The sequence below is a fragment of the Bacillus sp. 05T22 genome (assembly GCF_056396765.1).
On record NZ_JBFTMC010000024.1, the window covers coordinates 1 to 22,540 of the forward strand.

Sequence of the window (22,540 nt, forward strand, 5' to 3'; positions counted from 1 at the left end):
GGAGGATAATTGTTCTACCTTTTTCATACTAATCACTCCTTGTAGTCTTATATTCTTTTATTATAAAAGAAAAGGCAGAAAACGAAAAATCGTTTTCTGCCTTTATGTAATGTTATTATTTTGTTTGTTCTTTACTAATTGACATAATAAAGAATCCGACAAGACCACCAACTAGTGGAAGAGAAATCATTCCTGCAAGTGTAAAGTACTTGCTTAAAAATAGTCCATTTACATCCATAAACCAACCAGCAACAAATAGTAACATCATGTATAATACGAAGTAAAACTCGGGATTTGAAATCATTTCACGTTGTGCAGTTTTCATTATCAACACCATCCTTTATTCATTATAATGGAATTGAAAATGTCACAATTTAGAAGATAAACTGTCACATTTTGTTCACAATTTAATTGTAAAACTTTCCAAGCTATTTGTCTAGTAGTTTGTGTCGAATTTTTGAACAAAAATAAAGCGCTCTCATTAGACGAGGAAGTTAAATACATATATGATGAGAATAAGTATGAAATAATAGAGAGGGGCAGATATATATGAAAGTTTATGATTTTTCTGCAAAAACAATTACAGGGGAAGAAAAATCGTTACGAGAGTATGAAGGTAAAGTTCTTCTCATTGTAAATGTTGCAAGTAAATGTGGATTTACACCGCAATATAAAGGGTTACAAGCCATTTATGAAAAGTATAAAGAGCAAGGATTCGAAATCTTAGGTTTCCCATGTAACCAATTTGGAGGACAAGAACCAGGTACAGAAGAGGAGATTACAAGTTTTTGTGAATTAAATTACGGTGTATCCTTTCCGATGTTCACTAAAGTTGATGTAAAAGGTGATAACACGCATCCACTATATACATATATGACGGAGCAGGCACCGGGCATACTTGGTATGAAGGCAGTAAAGTGGAACTTTACGAAATTTTTAATAGGGCGTGATGGGAAAGTAATTGATCGTTTTGCGCCGCAGACGAAGCCGGAAGAGTTAGAGAAGGAGATTGAAAAGGTATTATAAGTTACTATTTTCTATAAAGAGTGGGAAGGAGTTTGTTCGAAAATAGCATGTTTTGTTTTTTCACCTTCCTAGAAAAAGTATTTGAAATAAAGAAAAACGTTTACTTTTTTGATTTTACATAACCAGCTGCTTGAGCATCAGCTTCTGAACAGAACCAAACGATATTATCTTTTGTAGAATCATAATATTGACCTCCAGGAACATGATATTTTTTAGAATTAGCATTTCCTTTAATTTGACCTTTACAAGAAGTGTTTGTTTCTTTATCATCACTAGGATTGTTTTGGAAAGGTTGACCATTAGATCCACCATGATTGCTAGTAGCTGAGGACGCTACAGTACTTTTCTTTTGTGAAGCTTGCTCAGCAGCTTGACGTTGTTGCTCTTCCTGCTGTTTACGAGCTTGTTCCTCAGCTTGACGCTTTTGCTCTTCCTGTTGCTTTTGAGCTTGTTCCTCAGCTTGACGCTTTTGTTCTTCCTGTTGCTTTTGAGCTTGTTCCTCAGCTTGGCGCTTTTGCTCTTCTTGTTGCTTTTGAGCTTGTTCCTCAGCTTGGCGCTTTTGCTCTTCTTGTTGTTTTAGAGCTTGTTCTTCAGCTTGACGCTTTTGTTCTTCCTGTTGCTTTTGAGCTTGTTCCTCAGCTTGACGCTTTTCACCTTCTTGCTTACGAGTCTTCTCGTCTGCTTCTTTCTTTTCTGCATCTTTTTTATCTTCTTTTTCAGTTGCAATTTTTTTATCTTTTGCTGTTACTTTCTCAGCAGAAGGAGTTGCGATACTTGTAAATACCCCAAAAGCTATAAATAAAACAGCTGTAATTAAAAACTGTTTCTTCGCCATACCAGTTTTCTTAATGATAGATAAGATTGCTAAGACAAGAAAGAAAATAAATAGGATTAAACATACATTAGCGAAAAAGTTAATAATAGGATGATCTGTTTTTTCAGTGCTTGTTATCATGACTAAAAATGAAATAATAAAACAAATAACCGCAGGTCTACCATATGTCATTGCTTTACCATCTTTCTTAAAGAATGAAATAATGCATAAGGTCAGTAGAATAAGAGCTATTAAAAATAAAATTGTACCGATATTACTCCAAAATGTCATTTTTATCCCTCCGTTTGTAAGATTTTCTTTATTGATTATATAGGAACTTAGTAGAAATTATATGATTTTCATTTAAAATAAGAAAATTAAATTAATTTCCAGGGATGTGTAGTAAATTCGTAGATTATCTAAAGGGAGGATAAATGAAATTACAATTGTAAGGTGATAATAAAGTCATTTAATAATAGACACTAAAGGATTTAGTATCGGTCTTTCTAACTCATTTATAATAATGAGTTAGAATATTCGGTAATCAAATATGTAACTAATATGCAGGTGAGTGATAAATTTGATAAAATTAGAGTATTTTACAACCTAGAAGAATTTCCGTGGGCCCCAGCAGATATACCAAATGTAGAAAAGAGAAAAGTTAGTATAAGGATATTGTTTCATATAGAGAAATAAAAAGTGCCACCTCGTACTTGATAAAGGGTGGCACTTTTGTATGTTTTATCAAACACCTTTAAAACTGTTCATTCTTCTCCCAAGATTCCACAATATAATGAGCAATTGTCGGATTAAATCCTTTTCCAACTAAGAACATAATTGCAGCAACCTCTGTCATAGCATGTTTTGCTGATGTATGTTTCGCCTCATTCATTCCATACTCTACCCATGGTTTTACGAAGTCTAACACAGGTTTCTTTAAAGATAAAAATTGTGTACCGACAACTTGTTGGATTTGTTGTTGTGTTGGCTCAGTAGGAATAGCTGTAGTAGGAGCTGGTGGCAAGATTTGTGGTTGGGTTGGATCTAATGTTGGTGTTGGTGGTGAAACGCGTGTATCCTGGTATGGTTGATACATTTGTGGTTGCTGATATGGAGCTTGTGGAGCTACGTAAGGATTCTGTTGGTACTGAGTTTCCTGACCTGGTTGTGTTACGTATGGATTTTGATGGTGTTGAGTTTCATGAGGTTGCTGAGCTGTATATGGATTTTGATGGTATTGAGCTTCTTGAGTTTGTTGTGCTAAGTATGAATTCTGTTGATATTGAAATTCTTGTTGTTGTGGTTCTTGTTCTTCAAAATGCTGCTCTTGATATCGTTGTTCTTGATTTTGAGGATAGTATGGTTGCTCTGGATAAGAGTATTTATTATTGTAGAACATTTTTATTTCCTCCTTCATGATCGTACGTACAAAACAGTCTATGGGCGGACAAGAAAATATGTGATGAAAAAATGAGAGCGTGTTACAATAAGAAATTGGGTGAAGATAAATGAAAAAACAAGAAAAAATACAAAAAACAGTTGCTTTTGTAAGGAATATTTTAGAAACAGATGCTAGTGGACATGATTGGTATCATATTGAACGTGTACATAAATTGGCGATTTCTTTGTCTGAAAAAGAAGGTGGGGATCGTTTTGTAATTGAGATGGCAGCTTTACTTCATGATGTAGCGGATGAGAAGTTAAATGAAAGTGAAGAAGCTGGTATGAAAAAAGTTTCTGATTGGCTAGAAGGATTGAATGTTACTGAAGAAGAAAATGAACATATCCTTCATATTATTACGAATATGTCATATAAAGGTGGACATGGTGGTAATATAGAAACTTTGGAAGGAAAGGTTGTTCAAGATGCGGATCGATTAGATGCACTTGGTGCAATTGGTATTGCTCGTACGTTTGCTTACGGCGGTGCAAAAGGTCGTTTAATGTATGACCCAAATATTCCACCCCGTGAAGTAATGACGAAAGAAGAGTATCGAAAAAATAATGATCCATCGTTAAATCATTTCTATGAAAAGCTTTTGAAGTTGAAAGATTTGATGAATACAGAGGCTGCAAAAAAAGAGGCTGAAGTTCGTCATCGCTATATGGAAGAGTTTATCGAACAATTTATGAAAGAGTGGAATGCACAAATATGAAAATGCTAACAGTAGAAAACGTATCAAAATCATATGGGGATAAACCATTATTTGATGGATTATCATTTAGTATTGCAGAGGGACAACGTGCAGGGATTATTGGTGTAAACGGTACAGGGAAATCTACATTATTAAAAATTATTGCGGGGATAGAGATTCCTGATACAGGTGATATGACGCATACGCGTGGGTATACAATTAGCTATTTATCACAGCAACCGGATTTTAATGAAAATTTAACAGTGCTTGAGCAAATATTCCACGGTGATACGCCGCTAATTCGCCTTCTTCGTGAATACGAACAAGCGTTATTAAACATAGAAAAAGACCCGAGTAATGAAAAAGTGCAAGAACAATTATTTGCAGTGCAGCAACGTATGGATGCGATGAATGCATGGGAAGCAAATGCGAATGCGAAGTCGCTTTTAACGAAACTCGGAATTACAGATTTCACTGCAACTGTGGGGAACTTATCTGGTGGACAAAAAAAACGTATTGCAATGGCACAGTGCTTTATTGAAACACCTGATTTATTAATTTTAGATGAGCCAACAAACCATCTTGATCATGAAACAGTCGAATGGTTAGAAGAATATTTAGCACGGTATACTGGAGCAGTTTTACTTGTAACACATGATCGTTATTTTTTAGACCGTGTTACAAATCGTATTTTTGAGCTAGATAATGGTAATTTGTATAGCTATGAAGGAAACTATAGTACATTTTTAGAAGCGAAGGCACTTCGTGAGGAACAAGAGTTAGCACAAGAATCAAAGCGCCAAAATCTATATCGCCGTGAACTTGCTTGGATTCGCCGCGGTGCGAAAGCTCGTTCTACAAAACAAAAAGCACGTATTCAGCGGTTCGAAGAGTTGAAAGAACAAGAAGGTCCAGCAGCGAAGCAATCTGTTGATATTTCACTCAGCGGGAGTCGCTTAGGAAAGAAAGTGCTTGAGTTAAAAGATGTAACGAAGAAATTTGGTGAAAAAACGGTATTACATAATTTTAATCATATTGTGAAACCAGGCGATCGAATTGGTATTATTGGGGCTAATGGTAGCGGGAAATCATCTTTATTAAATATGCTTGCAGGCAAATTATCACCTGACAGTGGTGAAATTGAAGTTGGACAAACTGTGAAAGTTGCTTATTATACGCAAGAAAATGAAGAGATGAATTTAAATCAACGTATGATTGAATATATTAAAGAAATTGCAGAAGTCATTCATACAACAGATGGTAAAGTCATTGGAGTATCCCAAATGCTTGAGCGTTTCTTATTCCAACCGCATTCACATGGAACACCACTTGGTAAACTATCTGGTGGTGAAAGAAGACGTCTGTATTTATTACGTCTTTTAATGGGAGAGCCGAATGTACTTCTATTAGATGAGCCGACCAACGATTTAGATACACAAACGTTAACAGTACTAGAAGACTATTTAGAAGATTTCCCAGGTGTCGTTCTTACGGTATCGCATGATCGCTACTTCTTAGATAAAGTAGTAGATGAATTATTTATCTTTACTGGTGGCGGAGAAGTTCGTGAATTCCTAGGAAGCTATAGTGATTACCTAGATATACAAAAGGCGCAAGAACTATTAGAAAAAGTAGAAGTACAGAAAGAAAAGAAAGTGGAAGAAGCTCCAAAGCAACAACGTAAACGTAAACTTTCCTATCACGAACAACGTGAATGGGAAACCATTGAAGATACGATTGCAGGGCTTGAAGAGAAGCTTGAAACGATTGGAGAAGAACTTGCGAATGTAGGTTCTGATTTTACAAAAGCACAGGAGCTTTCTGAAGCGCAGCAGCAAACAGAAGAAGAACTGGAAAAAGCAATGGAACGCTGGAGCGAACTGTCTGACATCGTTGAAGGTTTAAAATAAAAACAAGCTGCATATATTGAAATGTAAAGAGAAAAACTTTACACTATTGGTAGAACATATTTTAGGAGGGAAAAAATGAGAACATCTAATCCAATGTTGAAAAAAGAAAACTTTCGTAAACAAGGAGCAAGTACGTCTGCGATGACAATTGGCGGAGCTGTAGGCAAAACATTTATTATGCTTGTCTTGCTTCTTGCAACGTCTGTCTATTCATACATACAGATGTATACGGGGAAAATGCAAATGCCAGTTTTAATTGGAGCATTAATTGTGGCTGCAATTATCGCATTTGCGGCTATCTTCTTCCCGAAAATGGCACCTATTACAGCACCTATTTATGCAGCTGTTGAAGGGATTGTCTTGGGAAGCATTTCAGCGGTATATGCGATTCGTTTTGACAACTCTATTATTTTAAATGCTGTATTACTAACAATTTCAATTTTATTTGCAATGTTAGTTTTATACGCAACTCGTGTTGTAAAGGTAACGGATAAGTTCCGTACAGGCATAATGGCCGCAACGCTTGGGATTTTGGTTATGTACTTGATCGTTTTTCTATTAAACATGTTTGGTGTTACTGTTCCGTATATTCACCAAGGTGGAACAATTGGCATCATCATTAGTGCAGTTGTGATTATCGTTGCTGCATTAAATCTATTACTAGACTTCGATTTAATCGAAAATGGCGCACGTAGTGGAGCTCCAAAATATATGGAGTGGTACAGTGCGATGGGTCTAATGATGACATTAGTATGGTTGTACTTAGAAATTCTTCGTTTCGTTTCTTACTTTGCGAAAAATGACTAATTGAAAGAAATCCTGCATGATTGAAACATGCAGGATTTCTTTTTGTATTTTTTTAGATTTAAAGTGATGATTTCTTTTTAGAAATATATTATTTTGCATTTTTTACCTATCTTCTATTTTTTTCTACAATAAAGAAAAAATGTGAGGTGGTATAAATATGATGAATCGAGTTGTATTAATCGGAAGATTGACAAAAGATCCAGAACTATACTACACAAAGCAAGGGATTGCTTATGCACGTATATGCGTTGCGGTAAATAGAGGGTTTCGAAATAGCCTAGGAGAGCAGCAAGCAGATTACATTTACTGCGTCGTCTGGAGAAAATCGGCTGAGAATGTATCAGATTATTGTCAAAAKGGATCGCTAGTTGGGATTACAGGCCGTATTCACACGAGTAATTACGATAATGAACAGGGGAAGAGAGTGTATAAAACAGAAGTTGTGATTGAAAGAATTACGTTTTTGGAGCGGAAGAAAGAGGAAGCTTCACGGTAGAGAAAGGAGGTATAAACAAAAACTTGGTGTAATTACCAGATAACTATTATTTTTCATTAATCCCTTCCTATAAGTAACTGTCGAGAGATAAAAATATCGTTTTTGGGATGCTTCAAAACCTGAGATTAGTGGGCATATGAGATGATTCCTAGTAGAGAAAATCTAACCCCCTTGTTCAATATGGACAAGGGGGTTTTTGTTTAAAGAAAGTATAACTTTTCGATTGCTTTTGCAAGATGTACTGGCGGAAAAAATGACATACGTAGCCAAAACTTTAATTGTTCATTTTTTTGAAAAAAATCGACTTTCAATTGTAGTAGCCTGTATAAATCTTTTTCAGGATTTTGTGAATCAATTTTACTTAAGTATTGAAGTTTTGAAGCTAGTTCAGTTTCTTTTGTATCACGTAACACATGAAGAAAAAGGTCATCTTTTCCTTTAAAATGTGTGTAAATGGATTGCTTTTTCATGCCGGCTTTTTCAGCTATTAAAGAAAGGGGTGTTCCTTCATAACCATGAATTGTGAAATATTTTAGAGCTGCACCCTTAATTTTATTACTGTTCAATAAAATCACCTCAAATTTTACGGACATTCGTCAGTTATGTTAGCGAATTAAATAAATGTATGTAAGCGGAAATTCTATTTTGATATCTAAACAAATAATTTTAAAGATTTATATTCAATCTAATTAGGAAAAACTTTAAAAGAAGGGGAAAGGATGTTAGGAGGCGAATGGCATCTGCCCGTATTGTTGTTATTTATATGGTGTCGAAGGGTACGGTTTCTTAAATATAAAAAGAGTGCATTCTAAGAAGAAACAATATTGCATTAAAATTTTAGCTCTTCACTTCGTTTTATATACATCGTAATGTGGGTCTAACCTGGAATAGGTCTTAAGTCTGATTTGAAAACGGTTCTTAAGCTCGTTATGGAAAACTAAAAAAATAGTTAAGATAAGAGTATCAAATCGAAGGGAGGCAAGCACAAGATGAAACAATTTCTAACGTTTATCGCAGCCGGTATTTTGGCTTTAATTGCTCTTGGTAGTCTTGCTGGTATTGTAGGATTCGCAATTGGAGCAGGGATTGCGTACTGGAGCTATAAATCATTTGTGCGAGCACAATCATTTTTTGGAAAGTTAGCTTGGGGTATTTTCGGTTTAATCGGCTTGTCAATCGCCCTTTCTCATTCCCCAGCATTGATCGGTATTGTAGCAGTAGTAGTACTATACTACGGATACCGTGAGTGGAAAAAAGAAAAAGATGTAGTAGTTGATTCTGCTTCAGAAAGTTCTAAACGATATAGCAACTTTGAAGATGAGTGGAACAAGTTAATGAAAAACTAATATAAAATAACTGAAATCATAAAGTAGAAGAGAGGAAGATTAGAATGAAACAATCTTTATTCAGACGTGTACGCGATGCAATTTTAGCAGATTTTCATAATGTATTAGATGAGAAGGGAAGAAAAAATCCAATCGCTATGTTAAACCAATATTTACGCGATAGCGAGCGTGAAGTAACAAAAATTGAGAAATTAATCGAGCGTCATAAAACATTAAAATCTAACTTTGCTCGTGAACTTGAGCAGGCTCGTTATTTCGTAAATAAGCGATCAAAGCAGGCGATCATTGCACAAGAAGCAGGAGAAATGCAATTGCATGAACGTGCATTAGAAGAAGTAGCATACTATGAAGGGCAAGGATCACGTTTAGAAGAGATGTATGCAGGTGTAGTGGAGCAAATTGATGAGTTAGAACGCCGTCTTTCTGAAATGAAAAATAAGCTAAAAGAAATGAATGCAAAGCGTATGGAATTGATGGCACGTGAAAATATGGCCCATGTGAACCGTCGTATGAATACGGCTCTTCATAAAATGGATGAGAATAATCCGTTCTTACGATTTGAAGAAATTGAAGATCACATTCGTGATTTAGAGCTTCGCATGAATGAAGATCATGAACGTGATACATTTGATATGAAAATTGCAAAACTTGAGCGCGACATGAAAGAAAAGGATGAAGTATCTTTAACAAAATAATTGTAGTACATCATAAAATGAGTTTATGGTGGTAGAAAAAAGGTGTTGCAAAGCAATACCTTTTTTTATTTATCCCGTATTAACGGGCAGTAAGACCCTCATCCTAAAATTCAGCGAAAGCAAGAAAGGTAGGGGCTGATTAAAGTTATTATCAATCTACCTTTTTTGAGCGGAAGAGAGAAGGAACATGATACTAAAAAGGGGTATATCAATAGGGGCAGTTGTTACATGATATTCACCAATTCTATTAAGACTATAATTGTGATTAGAAAAAGCAAGCGTCTCAGTAGGAGTATAGCGATAGAACATGTTACAATACAGCTAAGAACAAGCAATAAAGGAGAGTTTATTTACGTGAAGATTAAAGCAATTGAACCGACGCCAAGTCCAAATACGATGAAAGTTATCTTAAATGAAGTGTTACCATCAGGAGCACGTAATAATTATACAAACGAAAATGCAGAACAAGCACCAGAGCAAGTGCAACACATTTTAAAAATCGAAGGTATTAAAGGTGTATACCATGTTGCGGACTTTTTAGCGGTAGAGCGAAATGCGAAGTATGACTGGAAAGTACTTTTGCAACAAGTTCGCGCTGTATTTGGAGAAGAAGTTACTGAAGAAGATGAGAGGGAACAACTTTCGCATTTTGGTGAAGTGAAAGTATTCATTCAAATGTTCTTTACAATTCCAATGCAGGTGAAATTAACAGATGGAATAACGGAAGAACGAGTGGGATTACCAGACCATTTTAAAGAAACGATTATGAAAGTACAAATGTCTGCACCTAACGTTGTCAAAGAGCGTAAATGGGTGGAACAAAGTACACGTTATGGCAATTTTGAAGAAATCGGAAAAGAAGTTGTGGAAGAAATTGTAGCTGCTTATCCAGAGGAACGCGTTGAAAAAACTGTAAAAGAATTATTAGATCAAGCGGGCGCTAAAGAAGTAACGATTGCAAAGCGTGAACCATATAAAGTAACGGAGGAAATGATGGTGGATCCTGATTGGAAAAATCGTTATGCAGCGCTTGAGCAAATGGATCCAACAGAAGAAGATATTCCTGTATTGAAGAAAGCGCTAGAAGATGAGAAAGTATCTATCCGTCGTTTAGCAACAGCGTACTTAGGTATGGTAAAAGGTGATGAAGTATTACCATTACTGTATAAAGCTTTACTAGATCGTTCTGTAAGTGTACGCCGCACTGCGGGTGATTGCTTATCAGATGTAGGAGATCCAGCAGCGATGTTTGTTATGATTAAAGCACTTAAAGATCCAAGTAAATTGGTGCGTTGGCGTGCGGCGATGTTCTTATTTGAACTTGGTGATGAAAGTGCAATTCCAGCACTACGCGTAGCGCAAGATGATCCAGAGTTCGAAGTAGCAATGCAATCTCGTCTAGCATTAGAACGTATTGAAGGCGGAGAAGAAGCGAAAGGATCTGTTTGGAAACAAATGACGGAGTCTCGCAAAGGAGAATAATCATATGATCGTTTTCTATGATAGTAGGTGTCCGATGTGCACGGCAGTCGCAGAGCGTACAAAGAAGCTTGATAAAAAAGATACGATGAAGTTTGCCTCTTTTCGTGATAAAGATGTTGTAGAGGAGTATCAACTTTCTACAGAGTTACAAGAGAAGATGGAACAAAGGCTTTACATTTTAAAAAATAACAAATGGTATGACGGGATTGGTAGCGTATATGTTTTAGCAAAAGCTGTGCCGTCATACTGGTTTGTGGTTCCTTTTATCAAGTTATCTATTTTGCTTGGATTTGGAAATAAAGTGTATGATTATATTGCAAATAGAAGAAAACTTGTACCAGTTGGTCACTGTCGCGGGGGGATTTGTGAAATTCCATCAAAAAAATGATGGTAACGCTATCTTTCTTTTGCACCTATTATAAGAGCGTGATATGATGAATTTGGAATGAAAGTTGAAGGAGAGATTACAAGATGTCAAATGCATACGAAGAATATATGCGTCAAATGGTAATTCCAATGCGTCAAGAGTTAGTGCGTGCTGGATTTGAAGAATTAACTACAGAAGAAACTGTAAAAGAATATATGGAAAATGCGAAAGGTACAACATTAGTTGTCGTAAACTCTGTTTGCGGATGTGCAGCTGGTTTAGCGCGTCCATCAGCTGGTCAAGCGGTTGTACGTTCCGAAAAACAACCAGACCATCTTGTAACTGTATTTGCAGGACAAGATAAAGACGCAACAGCTACAATGCGTGAGTACTTCGGAGATATTCCTCCATCTTCACCATCTATGGCGTTACTAAAAGGAAACGAAGTTGTTCACTTCATTCATCGTCATGAAATTGAAGGAGCAACAATGGAAGAGATTATTAATAACTTAGAACAAGCTTTTGAAAAGCATTGCTAAAAAGGGGGAGTGATTCTCCCTTTTTTCTTTATATATTGAGGTGAAAAGATGATTGTGACAACAGCAGGACGAACGAATAAGGAAATGACAACATATGCAAAAGAGGTAGCGGAAGAATTACAATGCTCTTTTGTAGTACGGAATGATATATCGGTATACAAGCTACATGAGCGGTTTGAACAAGATGTACTCGTTGTAGGAAAGAATCGATTAGCAATTTATCCAAAAGGTACAGAAGAATCGTTCTTTTTTCATCCTAATTCTGCAATGTTTCGTGTGAAAAGATTAATGCGGGGAGAACATGATCCATTTGTACAAGCTGCAAAATTAGAAAAAGGAATGACGGTGTTAGATTGTACGCTTGGTATGGCATCAGATAGTGTTGTTGCAAGCTATGTTGTTGGAGAAGAAGGAGCTATAACGGGGCTTGAGGGAAATTGTTACATGGTTTATATAATGAATAAAGGTTTAAAGCAGTGGTGTGCGGGTATTTCAGAAATCGATGAAGCGATGCGTAGAATTAGAGTGAAGAAAACCGAGCATTTTGATTTCTTAAAGCGCTGCGAAGACAACAGTTATGACGTTGTTTATCTGGATCCAATGTTTGAAGAAACGGTAATTGAATCAGATGGGATTCGTGGCTTAAAACACTTTGCTTTATATAATGATGTCACAGATGAAACAATTGCAGAAGCAAAGCGTGTTGCTAGAAAACGTGTTGTCTTAAAAGATCATTTCCGTAGTACACGATTTGAGCGACATAACTTCTTAGTATATAAGCGAAAAAGTGCGAAATTCCATTTTGGTGTAATTGAACCTTGCTAATTATTTGAAAAGATGTATAATAAGCAATAATCAATTATATATGATGTCGTAGATGAAGAGAGTAGTCCTTCTTCAGAAGGAAAGCGAGCTAGGGATGGTGAGAGCCTAGTACGGAGAAGAGGATGAAGCGCACTTCGGAGACGCTGCTTGAAATGAATAGTAGAGTAAGCTGGGGCCCCCTGTCCTCGTTATAAACGGGAAAGTGGTTCTTCGGAACAACAAGGGTGGTACCACGGGTGATAACTCGTCTCTTTTTTAGAGACGGGTTTTTTGTGTTTAAAAAAATAAGGAGGGAGTAACATGGAATATAAAATTCAATTAGCAAAAAGTTTATTTGAAATATTAAAATCAGAATTATCATTGGAACAAATTACAGGTTTAATTGAAACTCCGAAGCAAGATGAATTTGGAGATGCAGCTTTTCCATGCTTTATGCTTGCAAAGCAATATAAAAAAGCACCAGCAGTTATCGCAAAGGAAATCACGGAGAAATTAGATAATCCATTCTTTACGAAAGTGAAGGCAGTTGGACCGTATGTGAATGTATTTTTCAACCGTGACATAGTAAGCGATGAAGTATTAAAAACGATTTTAGCTGAAAAAGAAGAATATGGACAGGGGCATTTTGGGCGAGAAAAAACAGTGGTAATCGATTACTCTTCACCAAATATCGCGAAACCGTTCTCCATGGGGCATTTACGTTCAACGATGATTGGGAATTCTTTAAAACATATTGCTGAAAAGTGTGGATATGAGGTTGTAGGAATCAATTATATTGGTGATTGGGGAACGCAGTTTGGGAAATTAATTACTGCATATAAAAAATGGGGAAATGAAGAGCTTGTAAAAGAAGATCCGATTCGCGAACTATTCAAATTATATGTTCATTTCCACGAAGAAGTGAAAGAGCATCTAGAGCTAGAAGAAGAAGGTCGTGCATGGTTTAAGAAATTAGAAGACGGTGATGAAGAAGCAGTTTTTTTATGGAATTGGTTCCGTCATGAATCTTTAAAAGAATTCTCTCGTATTTATGAACTTCTTGGTGTTGAATTTACAAACTTCCAAGGAGAGGCTTTCTATAATGATAAAATGGACGGTTTTGTTGAAATTTTAGAAGGAAAAGGGTTATTAGAAGAATCGGATGGAGCGCAAGTTGTTAATTTAGAAAAAGAAGATATGCCGCCATGTTTAATTAAAAAATCAGATGGAGCTACACTTTATGCAACGCGCGATTTAACAGCGGCACTATATCGTCAAAACACATATGAATTTGATAAAGCGCTGTATGTAGTGGGAGCAGAACAAAGCTTACACTTCACACAATTTTTCACTGTATTAAAGAAACTTGGTTATAACTGGGTAGATGGTATGGCTCATGTACCATTTGGACTCATTTTAAAAGATGGTAAAAAAATGTCCACACGTAAGGGGGAAGTAGTATTACTTGAGGAAGTATTAGAAGAAGCGATTACGCTTGCAGAGCAAAATATTGAAGAGAAAAATCCGGACTTAAAGCAAAAAGAGGAAGTTGCTAAGCAAGTTGGTGTCGGGGCAGTCATTTTCCATGATTTGAAAAATGAACGTATGCATAATATTGAATTCTCTTTAGAAAAAATGCTGAAGTTCGAAGGGGAAACAGGACCATATGTTCAATATACACATGCACGCGCTTGCTCCATCTTACGAAAAGAAAATGCTGAATTTGAAACAGAAGCGTTTCAATTAAACGATGATCATAGTTGGAGTACGATAAAATTATTAAATAGATTTCCACAAGTCGTTGAAACAGCCTTCTTTAAAAATGAACCGTCACATATTGCGAAGTATTTGTTAGATGTAGCACAAGCATTTAATAAATATTATGGAAATGTTCGTATTTTAGAAGAGGATAAAGAAAAGGAAAGTAGACTTGCACTTGTTTATGCAGTAACGATTGTGTTAAAAGAAGGATTGCGTTTACTTGGAATGGGTGCTCCGAAAGAGATGTAAATGAGTACAATTTTATCGTGCTATTTGTGGACAGTAAAACTCCGAAGAAATAAGAGGTGGGAGATAAACTACCCGTAAAAGCCAAATTGATGAAGGCTAATAATCGGAGGGAATGAAGGAAACCTTCACTTTATATTATTTACAATATATCTAAAAAAGATAGAGATATATTGTAAAATTAGTATTAAGCTTTACAAGTGAAAAAGGTCAAAAAGAAGCTTAGGAAACTGAAAATTAAGAAATTACAAACTGGAAAATAGGGGGACTTTAATGAGAAAAATGATATTATATAGCGATCAAGTACAAGAAGATAGAAAATTGGATTATGAGCTTTTAAGGTTATTAAATAAAGAAAATCCTTCAATAGCATATCTTCGATCATCTTCAGATGAAACAGGAAAGTATTTTAATAATGTAGTTAAATATTATAGAGATTTAGGAATTAGTAAAGTAGAATATTTTGATTTAGATAAAGAATACGATGAAAGAAAGGTTAATAACATATTTAATTATGATGCAATACATCTTTCAGGTGGAAATACATTTCGCTTTTTAAATTCCCTAAGAAAAAGAAATTTATTGCATTCATTAAAATCTTATGTGGAAAATGGTGGGGTTTTAATTGGTGTTAGTGCAGGTAGTATAATATCTACTAAAAGTATTGATACAGCTCAATTTGTAGACCAGGATAGTATAGGACTAGAGGATAGAAGCTCTTTAGGTTTTGTAGATTTTGATTTTATGCCTCATTGGAGTGAGGAGCAAAGTGAAAAATATTTAGGATTATTAAAGGATTATTCTAAGCTGGAAAATAGGACAATTTATGCTTGTAAAGATGGTGATGGGATAGTTATTGATGGAGAAGATATTAAATTGATTGGAAATGTTATAAAAATCTAATTTGGTTTCAATTTATCAAATACATTTTGTCTAAATAAGCTGAACAAATTTCTAGATACATTAAGAACTTATGGACATGAAAAAATGTTTTTATATCTAGAAAATATTTTTATCATTTGCTCAAAGAAGGGAACGAAATCAGCACTTTCAATATAAACAGAAGGAGGTAGCTCAATTGAAAGAGTATGATTGGGATAATAAGTTGGAGTATTTGAGAAATACAAGGGATCTATATTATAACGATGATTATCTAAGTTTTTTGGTGAATTCAGTTTGGAAAATCTCTAAACCAGTTCATATTGTTGACTATGGTTGTGGATATGGTTATTTAGGTCTGAAACTATTACCTCTGTTACCAATAGGGTCTAGATATACAGGAATTGATAAGGGGAAGAAACTAATTAATAAAGCAAGAGAGTTATTCCGAATTCTTCCATATGAAGCAGACTTTCTTGAGGCAGATGTTACTGAAATTGAATTAGAAAGTAAGTATGATATAGCAGTATGTCATGCTTTTTTAATACATATGAACGATCCAAAGACAATGTTACAAAAAATGATAGACTCGGTCGTTGATGAAGGTAATATCATATGCTTTGAACCACATTGGATTTCGAATATGTCTTCGTATAGTCTTAACAATCTAGAGCAATCAGAAATTGTTCAGATTGGTGTTCTTCAAAAATTATTTGAAAAAGATGCAAAGCGAAATGGTAAAGATGGAAACATCGGTATTAAATTACCAACATATCTAAGTGAGCTAGGGGTAGAAAATATTGAGTGTAGAGTTAGTGATAAGATTAATTTTCTTAATGTTAATGAGGATCAAAGAGATAAACAGCAATTGTATCAATCACTCAAGGAAGAGGGAATCGGTAATACTCCTGCTGAAAAAGAAGAATTCATTGAACGTTTAGTAAACCGAGGATTGGCATATAATGAAGCGATGGCGCAATACGAAGCAGAATTACAACTCTCTAAAGAATTCACTATAGATTCTTCTTTAGTATATGCTCCAAGTATGAAAATTACTTTTGGCATAGTGAAAAGCAAGTAATGTAAATAAAGAAATGAGTTAGGACTTCTAACGCTGTATACATGTTAGAAGTCTTATTTTTTTAGTTTGATAGTATTTTCTAAAAGAAAATATGTCAAAATCGTGTACGAATGAAAATAGATTCGAAATTAATTTTGAAAACCTTGCTTAAATCACCCATCTCCTATGGAAAAACAGAGATAGTCTTGTTATGATAACAAGCATAGTCCTTTTTTATAACTCGAATAGATAGAATTGTGGGAAAAGTTAGAGAAAAGGACACGCACAAGGGAGGAACAACATGAAGCGTGTTGCTTGGTTTACTGATAGTACAACTGCAAACTTTACAACAAGTACAGATAATTTTGTTATACCGATTGAAATTGTTATTAATGGAACGGCTTACAAAGACTGTGAAGAAGGTGTTCGTGAACGTGTCTACGATGCATTAAAACAGGGTATAACTGTAACTACGTCACAACCTAATTTTGGAGATATGGTTGCACTCTTCTCTAAATGTAAAGAAGAATATGAAGAGGGATTTGCAATCACAATTAGTGGAAAAGTAAGTGGCACTTATCAAAATATGATACTTGCAGCAGAAATGGCAGGATTTCCTCTAGTTGTAATAGATAGTGAAACAACGAGTTATCCAATGGATGAAATTTTAACAAAAGCGCAAACGTTATACCGTAAGGGTATGACTTTACAAGATATACAAAAGACAATACAACATGTGGAACGTAGTCCTTATTATGTATTTCCAAAGGATTTGAAAGGTCTATATGCAAGTGGACGTGTGAAAGGTGTACAATTTATACTAGGCAGTCTACTAAGTGTAAACCTAATTCTAGAAGTAAAACATGGCGAACTTGTGTTGGAGAAGAAAGTTCGTAAAATACAAAAATGTAAAGAATATATGCGAAGCGAACTTGAAAAAGAAATACCGAAAGTAGTCCATGTTTTCCATGCGAATGATGAAGAAGGGGCAGAAGAATGGATTGCTGATTTCAGAGCAGTATTTCCTGAAATGAAGTTTTTAATTTACCCACTTCCTATATCTTTTGCTGTTCATGCAGGTGCTGGAACAATTGCGATTAGCTTTTCGAAAGGAAAAAACCGTGAATAATTCACGGTTTTTTTGATGCTTTCGTTTTTAGTTTTATGTAAATGGAAATAATTCAGAGAATAAGAGATGAAATGTTTTAGTAATAAGTATAGGATGAATTTGTATTCATATAACGAAAAACACGCTATTCTTTTTATAGAAGTATACAGAAAAGATGGTGTTTTTATAAATCTATTAAATTCTGATAAGCTACAATTATTTTCTAAAGAATTAGAGCAACATATGTCACCATATAAAGGAGAATAGGAACTTGCAAAAAATCGAAAGAATATCAAATCGGATTTTATACTTACCACCGTATCAAGAAACGGATCGACCAATTTTAGCAGCAGTTACAGGAGCAAAAAAGACATTATTAATTGATGCTGGAAACTCACCTAAACATGCTAATTTATTTCTTAAACAATTAGAAGAAGTACATATTAAAGGCGACTTTCTTGTTCTCACTCACTCAGATTGGGATCATGTATTCGGGATGAGCGCAATAGATATACCAATGATTGCTCATTATAAAACTCACGAAAAAATTAAAAGGCTTCAGAATTTATCATGGGAAGATAAATACTTGGATCAGCGCGTTAAAGAAGGAATAGAAATTCCATTTTGTGCGGAAGCAATAAAGAAAGAGTTGGGTCATCAGAGAGAGGTGTTTCTTCCAATACCTGATATTACATTTGATAAACAAATGTCTATTAATTTAGGAGAAGTAACTGTTGTAATTGAACATGTGGGTGGCGATCACGCTGATGATTGTATTGTTATTTATATTCCTGAAGAAAAAGTTCTTTTTCTAGGGGATTGCATGTACGCAAATCTCTACTCAAAAAAATGGAGTTATACCATTAAAAATACCTTGCAGCTAGTTAAGCAGCTTGAAAAATATGACGCAGACATTTTTTTCTTATCTCATCACGATAAGCCCGTTTATAAAGAGGAATTCCAATTGAAAATTAATTTTTTAAAAGATACAGCATTTCTGACGGGAAAATATAAGGGGAATGAAAAAGCCATTATTAAAGAGCTTGCAAAGGGGCTGCAAAGAAAATTAAATGCTGAAGAAATTGAAACTATCAATTTTTTTGTTAATGGATACTGTATAGAAAGATTTTAATAGAAAGCATGTTAAAAAGCCCAGGAATTTTTGTTTCTGGGCTTTGTTTCTTTACTTGTTTATTAAAGTGTTGTATCTTTTCATGGCTATAACCTAATTTTGTTTTTTCATTTTCCACAAAAACAAGCACAGATAACATAAAAGAAGAACACTGAATATGTAGAAAGTATTTGTTAATCCAAATAAATCGGATAAACTTCCGCTAAGCATCGGTCCGAAAAACATACCAATTGAGTAGGCTGTATTATAGATTGTAAAAAGTATTCCATATGCATGAACTCCATTTTTGTCTGCGAGATATGTAAGTTCTGGTAAAGCAGGTGCGAGTAAAAGGCTAAAACTAATTCCAAGGATAGCAAGTACAAATATTTCAAGGGCGGTATGAGAAACAATCACTGTAAATGGGAAACATAAAGCAGCCAAAGCTATGCCTACTGCCATCGTTTGTTTTCTGCCAATTTTAGTTGAAAGTGTGCCAATGATTGGTGCGGTAAATCCATATGCGAGAGTTGGAACGGCAAATAGGAGTCCGATTGTCCCAGGGCTAAGGTGTAAGGTGTCTTGTAAGTAGAGAGGAAGAGTTGGCTCTAAAGCGCTAGGTAAGGCCGATCCTAGAATAATAATACCGATCATAATAAATAGGGAACGCATATTCAAGATAGATCGATAGCTAATTCGTTGGTTTGAGCTGGATGTTGGTTCATTATGAAGTAATGTTATTCGTAATATACCATCAATGAGTGCAATACTGGCAGCTATAATAAAGGGAAGATGATACCCTCCCCATTGATAAAGTGCCCCGCCGATTGTTGGACCAAGGAGCATCCCAGCTGCTTGTCCCGATAAAGCGAGACCCATGGCCTTTCCGCGTTCTTGCAGAGGGAACACATCTGCTAGAAGTGCTAATCCAGCTGTCCATGTTGCCGCTGCAGATATACCTTGTAGCATTCTTGCGAGTACGAGCAACCAGAAACTATTTGCAAGTCCGAATAATAGAGTCGCKTTTCTTATTTTTAAAMAATAATTTAAATAATATTGCCTATTTTCAAGATTTATATAAGATTTTTATTGAATACATGATATAAGCTGTGTAGAATCTAAGCAAGTAGATAAGAATACTACTTACCGATAGAATTAAAAATAATTACTTGAGGTGAATACATGTTAGAATTTAGGCGATTAGAGATGTGTTTGAAGGAGAAACGATTTGTAGATGGATTACAGGATGTAAATAACGAAATTGTACATATAAAAGAAACCAATACGTTCTCCTATGTGAAGGCGTGGCTTTCTTCGATTTCAGGGCATGAAGAATTTGATACGCTAATCCGTCTTACAGATGAAGGGCTTATGCATCAATATAGTGCCTTCCTAATTCGCTATTCATATAAAAAATTTCCAAATATGAGAACGCTCTCTTTATATTGTGATGAGCTAATTGATGACCGAAAAGTACTTGATGCTGAAAAGTTATTAAAAGATGCTTTGGACGATATAAAGGCAGAACAAATAGATTCTGATATTTTATCAAAAGCCTACTTTACATTAGTAAGATGCCTTTTAGAAATGAAACGAAATGAAGAAGCATTCCAATATATGAAAAAAGCTGAGAGTTATAGTACACTTCCAGTCTTTGGTAAATGGGGCTATTTTTATATACAAATAGGAGAATGGAAGGAAGCGGAGCACTCACTTTTAGCTGGGATGGAACATAAGGAAAATGAAGAACTAGCGGTTTATTTATTATCACAGCTATATGCATATAAAGGTGAACAGAAACGAGCATTGCAATTGATTAATGATGCGATAGATCAGTTTCCGCAAGTACCGTATTTTTATTTCGAAAAGGTGAAACATTTACTAGATTTACAGTGTTATGAGGAAATGTTAACTGTAATAGATAAAATCGATCAGATATTACCGTACCATTCGTATAAAGCCTATTTTACATATTTACGTGCAGAAGCATTGTATAAAATGAATAAGAACGAGGAGTTACTTGCTCTATTAAAAACGGAAGTATGTTTAAAGGAGTCACTATATCATAATATAGAAAAATACCCGAATGGGAAAAAAGTAAGATTACCATTAGTACCAATCGTACAAAAAGATAATTATTGTGTTCCAGCGAGCTTGGAAATGATGCTTCGCTTATGGGGAGAAAGTCGTACACAAGATGAAGTCGCAAATCATATATTTGATGTAACAGGATCGAAATTTTCAGATACGGTTACTTATTTAGAAGAATTGGGCTATGTTTGTCGTTATTTCAAGGGGAACGAAAAGAACTATAAATCATTACTCGATCAAAATATTCCGGTTTTATTAAGTATAGATATTGAACATGCATCCCATGTTCAAGTTCTTTCTGGATATGATGATCAGTTACAATCTTTTTTTGTTCAAGATCCTAATTTCTTGGAACCGCTTTTTGTTGAATATGAGAAGTTACAGGAAAGATATCGCTACACCGATGGTTTATCTATCGTATTTGTTCCTAAGGAGAAAAAGGAACAATTGTCATTTTTAGTAGAAGAGGAAGATGTATACTTCCGAAAGCTATTCTCTCTGACAGATCATTTAGAAGAACAGGATAAAAAAGGGATTGAAAAACTCGTATCATTTTTGCAAGAGACAAGTGAAAATCCTTACACGTGGTTATACACAATCAAACATATGGATGTTGAAGTAAATCAGGAATTTATTCTTTTTTGTGCGGAAAGGTTAATAGAAAGATATCCAGGTTCAGACTTTGTTAAGTTGCATAGTGCACAATGCTTTATCCGTATTCAAGATATGGAGCGGGCTAGTGATATCTTGCGAAGTGTCAAGAAAAAGAATAATCAATCATTGTATCATTTTATACATGGGCGTTATTGTTTAGAGGAAGAAGAGTATAAAGAAGCAATTTCTAGTTTCCATTCATCGCTACAATTAGATGCCGATCAGCCAATCGCATGGAGTTTTCTAGCATTATCATATATGTATATAGATCAGTCTGAACAGGGATTAAAAATGTCAAAAATTGCATTGCAACGTCATCCTGACAGGTTTGTTCTTGTAAATCATGGTTTGATTTTAATGGATTTAGGGCGTTATGAGGAAGCGTATGAGGTGTTTAATGATTTATTGAAAGAATATAAGTATGAAGCACATATATGGTATGAAAGAGCTAAATGTGCGCATCAAATGGAGAAATTGCATTTAGCAATCAAAGGACTTCGCATCGCAATTCAATTAGACAAAACGGTACCATATTCATATGTGAAACTCTCGGAAATATATGAATCAGATCTAGAAGATAAGAAGAGTGCAGAAGAAATTTTATCGCAGGGCATCGAAAATTGTGAAGAATCATCATCATTATATACTCGATTAGGGGGTTTGCATTTTCAACATGATGAATTTGAAGAAGCTGAAAAAATATATAAACGTGCTTTAGAAGAGAATAATAGGGACGTTTATTCTCATTTTGGTTTAGTTCAAATTTATATGGCAAAAGGACAGTATAATGATGCAAAGCATTATATTTTCAGTATGGAAAAGAAATTTGAACAAAATGATGAGTTTCTAATGAATGCAGGGATGGTATTATGGGATGCTGAAATTGAATTAGGGGCTAATGAAGAACAATTAAAGATAGCGTTGTCGAAGTTGGAAGATGGTATTCGCTGCTTGAAAAATAATATAGCAAATATTTTAGAAGAGTATGTAAATAGAATTGAAGGAACACTATTTATACAACGCGGGATAGCATTTTTAAGAAAACTAGAAAAAGAAAGAGCGGATATTACCGAGTATGGCTGTTATGCTGGTATTTTATATGAATCTCTTGGACAATACGATCAAGCAATCAAGCAATAAAGCAATAGCAAACTTTTGCGATGTATAAAATTCGAAAAACGGGCCGAAAATAAAAATATATTTTCTAAT

General features: G+C 34.9%; 21 protein-coding genes, 1 pseudogene and 1 other annotated feature. Of the genes and pseudogenes, 17 read left to right on the plus strand and 5 right to left on the minus strand.

Features of this window, described 5'->3' with window-relative positions:
* Positions 1–115: 115 nt before the first annotated feature.
* Positions 116–325, minus strand: coding sequence for a DUF3925 family protein (locus AC1DIT_RS10520; RefSeq protein ID WP_016132751.1), 210 nt, complete (start codon positions 323–325; stop codon positions 116–118).
* Between the two features lie 224 nt (positions 326–549).
* On the opposite strand from AC1DIT_RS10520, the gene AC1DIT_RS10525 reads away from it, so the two are divergent.
* Positions 550–1,026: a glutathione peroxidase gene (locus AC1DIT_RS10525; protein WP_016114652.1), complete on the plus strand. Its 477-nt coding sequence runs from the start codon at positions 550–552 to the stop codon at positions 1,024–1,026.
* Positions 1,027–1,126: 100 nt separating this feature from the next.
* On the opposite strand, the gene AC1DIT_RS10530 is transcribed toward AC1DIT_RS10525, so the two are convergent.
* Together AC1DIT_RS10530 and AC1DIT_RS10535 are read right to left on the minus strand one after the other, a co-directional pair.
* A complete protein-coding gene (locus tag AC1DIT_RS10530; RefSeq protein WP_016114653.1) occupies positions 1,127–2,131 on the minus strand; it encodes a sunset domain-containing protein in 1,005 nt (334 codons plus the stop codon).
* Positions 2,132–2,594: 463 nt separating this feature from the next.
* Positions 2,595–3,239, minus strand: a complete 645-nt coding sequence (locus AC1DIT_RS10535) for a hypothetical protein (RefSeq protein WP_016114654.1) — start codon at positions 3,237–3,239, stop codon at positions 2,595–2,597.
* A 109-nt stretch (positions 3,240–3,348) separates the two neighbouring features.
* Here AC1DIT_RS10535 and AC1DIT_RS10540 point away from each other — a divergent pair, with 109 nt between their 5' ends.
* From AC1DIT_RS10540 to AC1DIT_RS10555, 4 genes are all read left to right on the plus strand, one after another.
* Positions 3,349–3,996 carry an HD domain-containing protein gene (locus tag AC1DIT_RS10540; protein ID WP_016114655.1) on the plus strand — a complete coding sequence of 216 codons (648 nt, stop codon included), beginning with the start codon at positions 3,349–3,351 and terminating at the stop codon, positions 3,994–3,996.
* Complete coding sequence (locus tag AC1DIT_RS10545; RefSeq protein ID WP_016114656.1) at positions 3,993–5,885, plus strand: ABC-F family ATP-binding cassette domain-containing protein; 1,893 nt, start codon at positions 3,993–3,995, stop codon at positions 5,883–5,885. The genes AC1DIT_RS10540 and AC1DIT_RS10545 overlap by 4 nt, the downstream gene beginning before the upstream one ends.
* Positions 5,886–5,960: 75 nt before the next feature.
* On the plus strand, positions 5,961–6,692 hold the full coding sequence (locus AC1DIT_RS10550; protein ID WP_016114657.1) for a Bax inhibitor-1/YccA family protein: 732 nt from the start codon (positions 5,961–5,963) through the stop codon (positions 6,690–6,692).
* 157 nt (positions 6,693–6,849) lie between these two features.
* A complete protein-coding gene (locus AC1DIT_RS10555; protein WP_476998180.1) occupies positions 6,850–7,188 on the plus strand; it encodes a single-stranded DNA-binding protein in 339 nt (112 codons plus the stop codon).
* 200 nt (positions 7,189–7,388) lie between these two features.
* Here AC1DIT_RS10555 and AC1DIT_RS10560 read toward each other — a convergent pair whose 3' ends face one another.
* Positions 7,389–7,754: a TetR/AcrR family transcriptional regulator gene (locus AC1DIT_RS10560; protein WP_016114659.1), complete on the minus strand. Its 366-nt coding sequence runs from the start codon at positions 7,752–7,754 to the stop codon at positions 7,389–7,391.
* 423 nt (positions 7,755–8,177) lie between these two features.
* Between AC1DIT_RS10560 and AC1DIT_RS10565 the strand changes: the two genes are divergently transcribed.
* The 11 genes from AC1DIT_RS10565 (at position 8,178) to AC1DIT_RS10615 (ending at position 18,607) form a co-directional block, all read left to right on the plus strand.
* A complete protein-coding gene (locus AC1DIT_RS10565; RefSeq protein WP_003197275.1) occupies positions 8,178–8,534 on the plus strand; it encodes a lmo0954 family membrane protein in 357 nt (118 codons plus the stop codon).
* A 44-nt stretch (positions 8,535–8,578) separates the two neighbouring features.
* Positions 8,579–9,229, plus strand: coding sequence for a PspA/IM30 family protein (locus tag AC1DIT_RS10570; RefSeq protein ID WP_016132752.1), 651 nt, complete (start codon positions 8,579–8,581; stop codon positions 9,227–9,229).
* A gap of 354 nt (positions 9,230–9,583) precedes the next feature.
* Positions 9,584–10,711, plus strand: a complete 1,128-nt coding sequence (locus AC1DIT_RS10575) for a conserved virulence factor C family protein (RefSeq protein WP_476998181.1) — start codon at positions 9,584–9,586, stop codon at positions 10,709–10,711.
* Between the two features lie 4 nt (positions 10,712–10,715).
* Positions 10,716–11,099, plus strand: coding sequence for a thiol-disulfide oxidoreductase DCC family protein (locus tag AC1DIT_RS10580; RefSeq protein WP_016114662.1), 384 nt, complete (start codon positions 10,716–10,718; stop codon positions 11,097–11,099).
* A gap of 83 nt (positions 11,100–11,182) precedes the next feature.
* Entirely contained in the window at positions 11,183–11,617 is a 435-nt protein-coding gene (locus AC1DIT_RS10585) for a BrxA/BrxB family bacilliredoxin (protein WP_016114663.1), read from the plus strand.
* Positions 11,618–11,665: 48 nt separating this feature from the next.
* Complete coding sequence (locus tag AC1DIT_RS10590; RefSeq protein WP_016114664.1) at positions 11,666–12,442, plus strand: class I SAM-dependent methyltransferase; 777 nt, start codon at positions 11,666–11,668, stop codon at positions 12,440–12,442.
* 40 nt (positions 12,443–12,482) lie between these two features.
* Positions 12,483–12,697: a binding site (T-box leader), on the plus strand.
* Positions 12,698–12,742: 45 nt separating this feature from the next.
* Positions 12,743–14,431 carry an arginine--tRNA ligase gene (gene argS / locus AC1DIT_RS10595; RefSeq protein ID WP_016114665.1) on the plus strand — a complete coding sequence of 563 codons (1,689 nt, stop codon included), beginning with the start codon at positions 12,743–12,745 and terminating at the stop codon, positions 14,429–14,431.
* 270 nt (positions 14,432–14,701) lie between these two features.
* Positions 14,702–15,331, plus strand: coding sequence for a Type 1 glutamine amidotransferase-like domain-containing protein (locus tag AC1DIT_RS10600; RefSeq protein WP_016114666.1), 630 nt, complete (start codon positions 14,702–14,704; stop codon positions 15,329–15,331).
* Between the two features lie 175 nt (positions 15,332–15,506).
* Positions 15,507–16,388 carry a methyltransferase domain-containing protein gene (locus AC1DIT_RS10605; protein ID WP_016114667.1) on the plus strand — a complete coding sequence of 294 codons (882 nt, stop codon included), beginning with the start codon at positions 15,507–15,509 and terminating at the stop codon, positions 16,386–16,388.
* A gap of 280 nt (positions 16,389–16,668) precedes the next feature.
* Positions 16,669–17,496: a DegV family protein gene (locus AC1DIT_RS10610; protein WP_016114668.1), complete on the plus strand. Its 828-nt coding sequence runs from the start codon at positions 16,669–16,671 to the stop codon at positions 17,494–17,496.
* A gap of 250 nt (positions 17,497–17,746) precedes the next feature.
* Positions 17,747–18,607 (plus strand): MBL fold metallo-hydrolase, encoded by an 861-nt coding sequence (locus tag AC1DIT_RS10615; protein WP_016131361.1) that lies wholly within the window; start codon positions 17,747–17,749, stop codon positions 18,605–18,607.
* 93 nt (positions 18,608–18,700) lie between these two features.
* Here AC1DIT_RS10615 and AC1DIT_RS10620 read toward each other — a convergent pair whose 3' ends face one another.
* The gene (locus tag AC1DIT_RS10620) at positions 18,701–19,663 is read right to left on the minus strand and encodes an MFS transporter (RefSeq protein WP_476998185.1); all 963 of its coding nucleotides are present in this window, start codon (positions 19,661–19,663) and stop codon (positions 18,701–18,703) included.
* A 105-nt stretch (positions 19,664–19,768) separates the two neighbouring features.
* On the opposite strand from AC1DIT_RS10620, the pseudogene AC1DIT_RS10625 reads away from it, so the two are divergent.
* A pseudogene (locus tag AC1DIT_RS10625) lies at positions 19,769–22,468 on the plus strand (tetratricopeptide repeat protein); the annotation flags it as partial.
* Positions 22,469–22,540 lie beyond the last annotated feature (72 nt).

Bases quoted from the DNA above. Each gene is read 5' to 3' on its own strand.
- AC1DIT_RS10520 (WP_016132751.1), bottom strand. From the start codon at position 325: ATGAAAACTGCACAACGTGAAATGATTTCAAATCCCGAGTTTTACTTC.
- AC1DIT_RS10525 (WP_016114652.1), top strand. From the start codon at position 550: ATGAAAGTTTATGATTTTTCTGCAAAAACAATTACAGGGGAAGAAAAA.
- AC1DIT_RS10530 (WP_016114653.1), bottom strand. From the start codon at position 2,131: ATGACATTTTGGAGTAATATCGGTACAATTTTATTTTTAATAGCTCTT.
- AC1DIT_RS10535 (WP_016114654.1), bottom strand. From the start codon at position 3,239: ATGTTCTACAATAATAAATACTCTTATCCAGAGCAACCATACTATCCT.
- AC1DIT_RS10540 (WP_016114655.1), top strand. From the start codon at position 3,349: ATGAAAAAACAAGAAAAAATACAAAAAACAGTTGCTTTTGTAAGGAAT.
- AC1DIT_RS10545 (WP_016114656.1), top strand. From the start codon at position 3,993: ATGAAAATGCTAACAGTAGAAAACGTATCAAAATCATATGGGGATAAA.
- AC1DIT_RS10550 (WP_016114657.1), top strand. From the start codon at position 5,961: ATGAGAACATCTAATCCAATGTTGAAAAAAGAAAACTTTCGTAAACAA.
- AC1DIT_RS10565 (WP_003197275.1), top strand. From the start codon at position 8,178: ATGAAACAATTTCTAACGTTTATCGCAGCCGGTATTTTGGCTTTAATT.
- AC1DIT_RS10570 (WP_016132752.1), top strand. From the start codon at position 8,579: ATGAAACAATCTTTATTCAGACGTGTACGCGATGCAATTTTAGCAGAT.
- AC1DIT_RS10580 (WP_016114662.1), top strand. From the start codon at position 10,716: ATGATCGTTTTCTATGATAGTAGGTGTCCGATGTGCACGGCAGTCGCA.
- AC1DIT_RS10585 (WP_016114663.1), top strand. From the start codon at position 11,183: ATGTCAAATGCATACGAAGAATATATGCGTCAAATGGTAATTCCAATG.
- AC1DIT_RS10590 (WP_016114664.1), top strand. From the start codon at position 11,666: ATGATTGTGACAACAGCAGGACGAACGAATAAGGAAATGACAACATAT.
- argS (WP_016114665.1), top strand. From the start codon at position 12,743: ATGGAATATAAAATTCAATTAGCAAAAAGTTTATTTGAAATATTAAAA.
- AC1DIT_RS10600 (WP_016114666.1), top strand. From the start codon at position 14,702: ATGAGAAAAATGATATTATATAGCGATCAAGTACAAGAAGATAGAAAA.
- AC1DIT_RS10610 (WP_016114668.1), top strand. From the start codon at position 16,669: ATGAAGCGTGTTGCTTGGTTTACTGATAGTACAACTGCAAACTTTACA.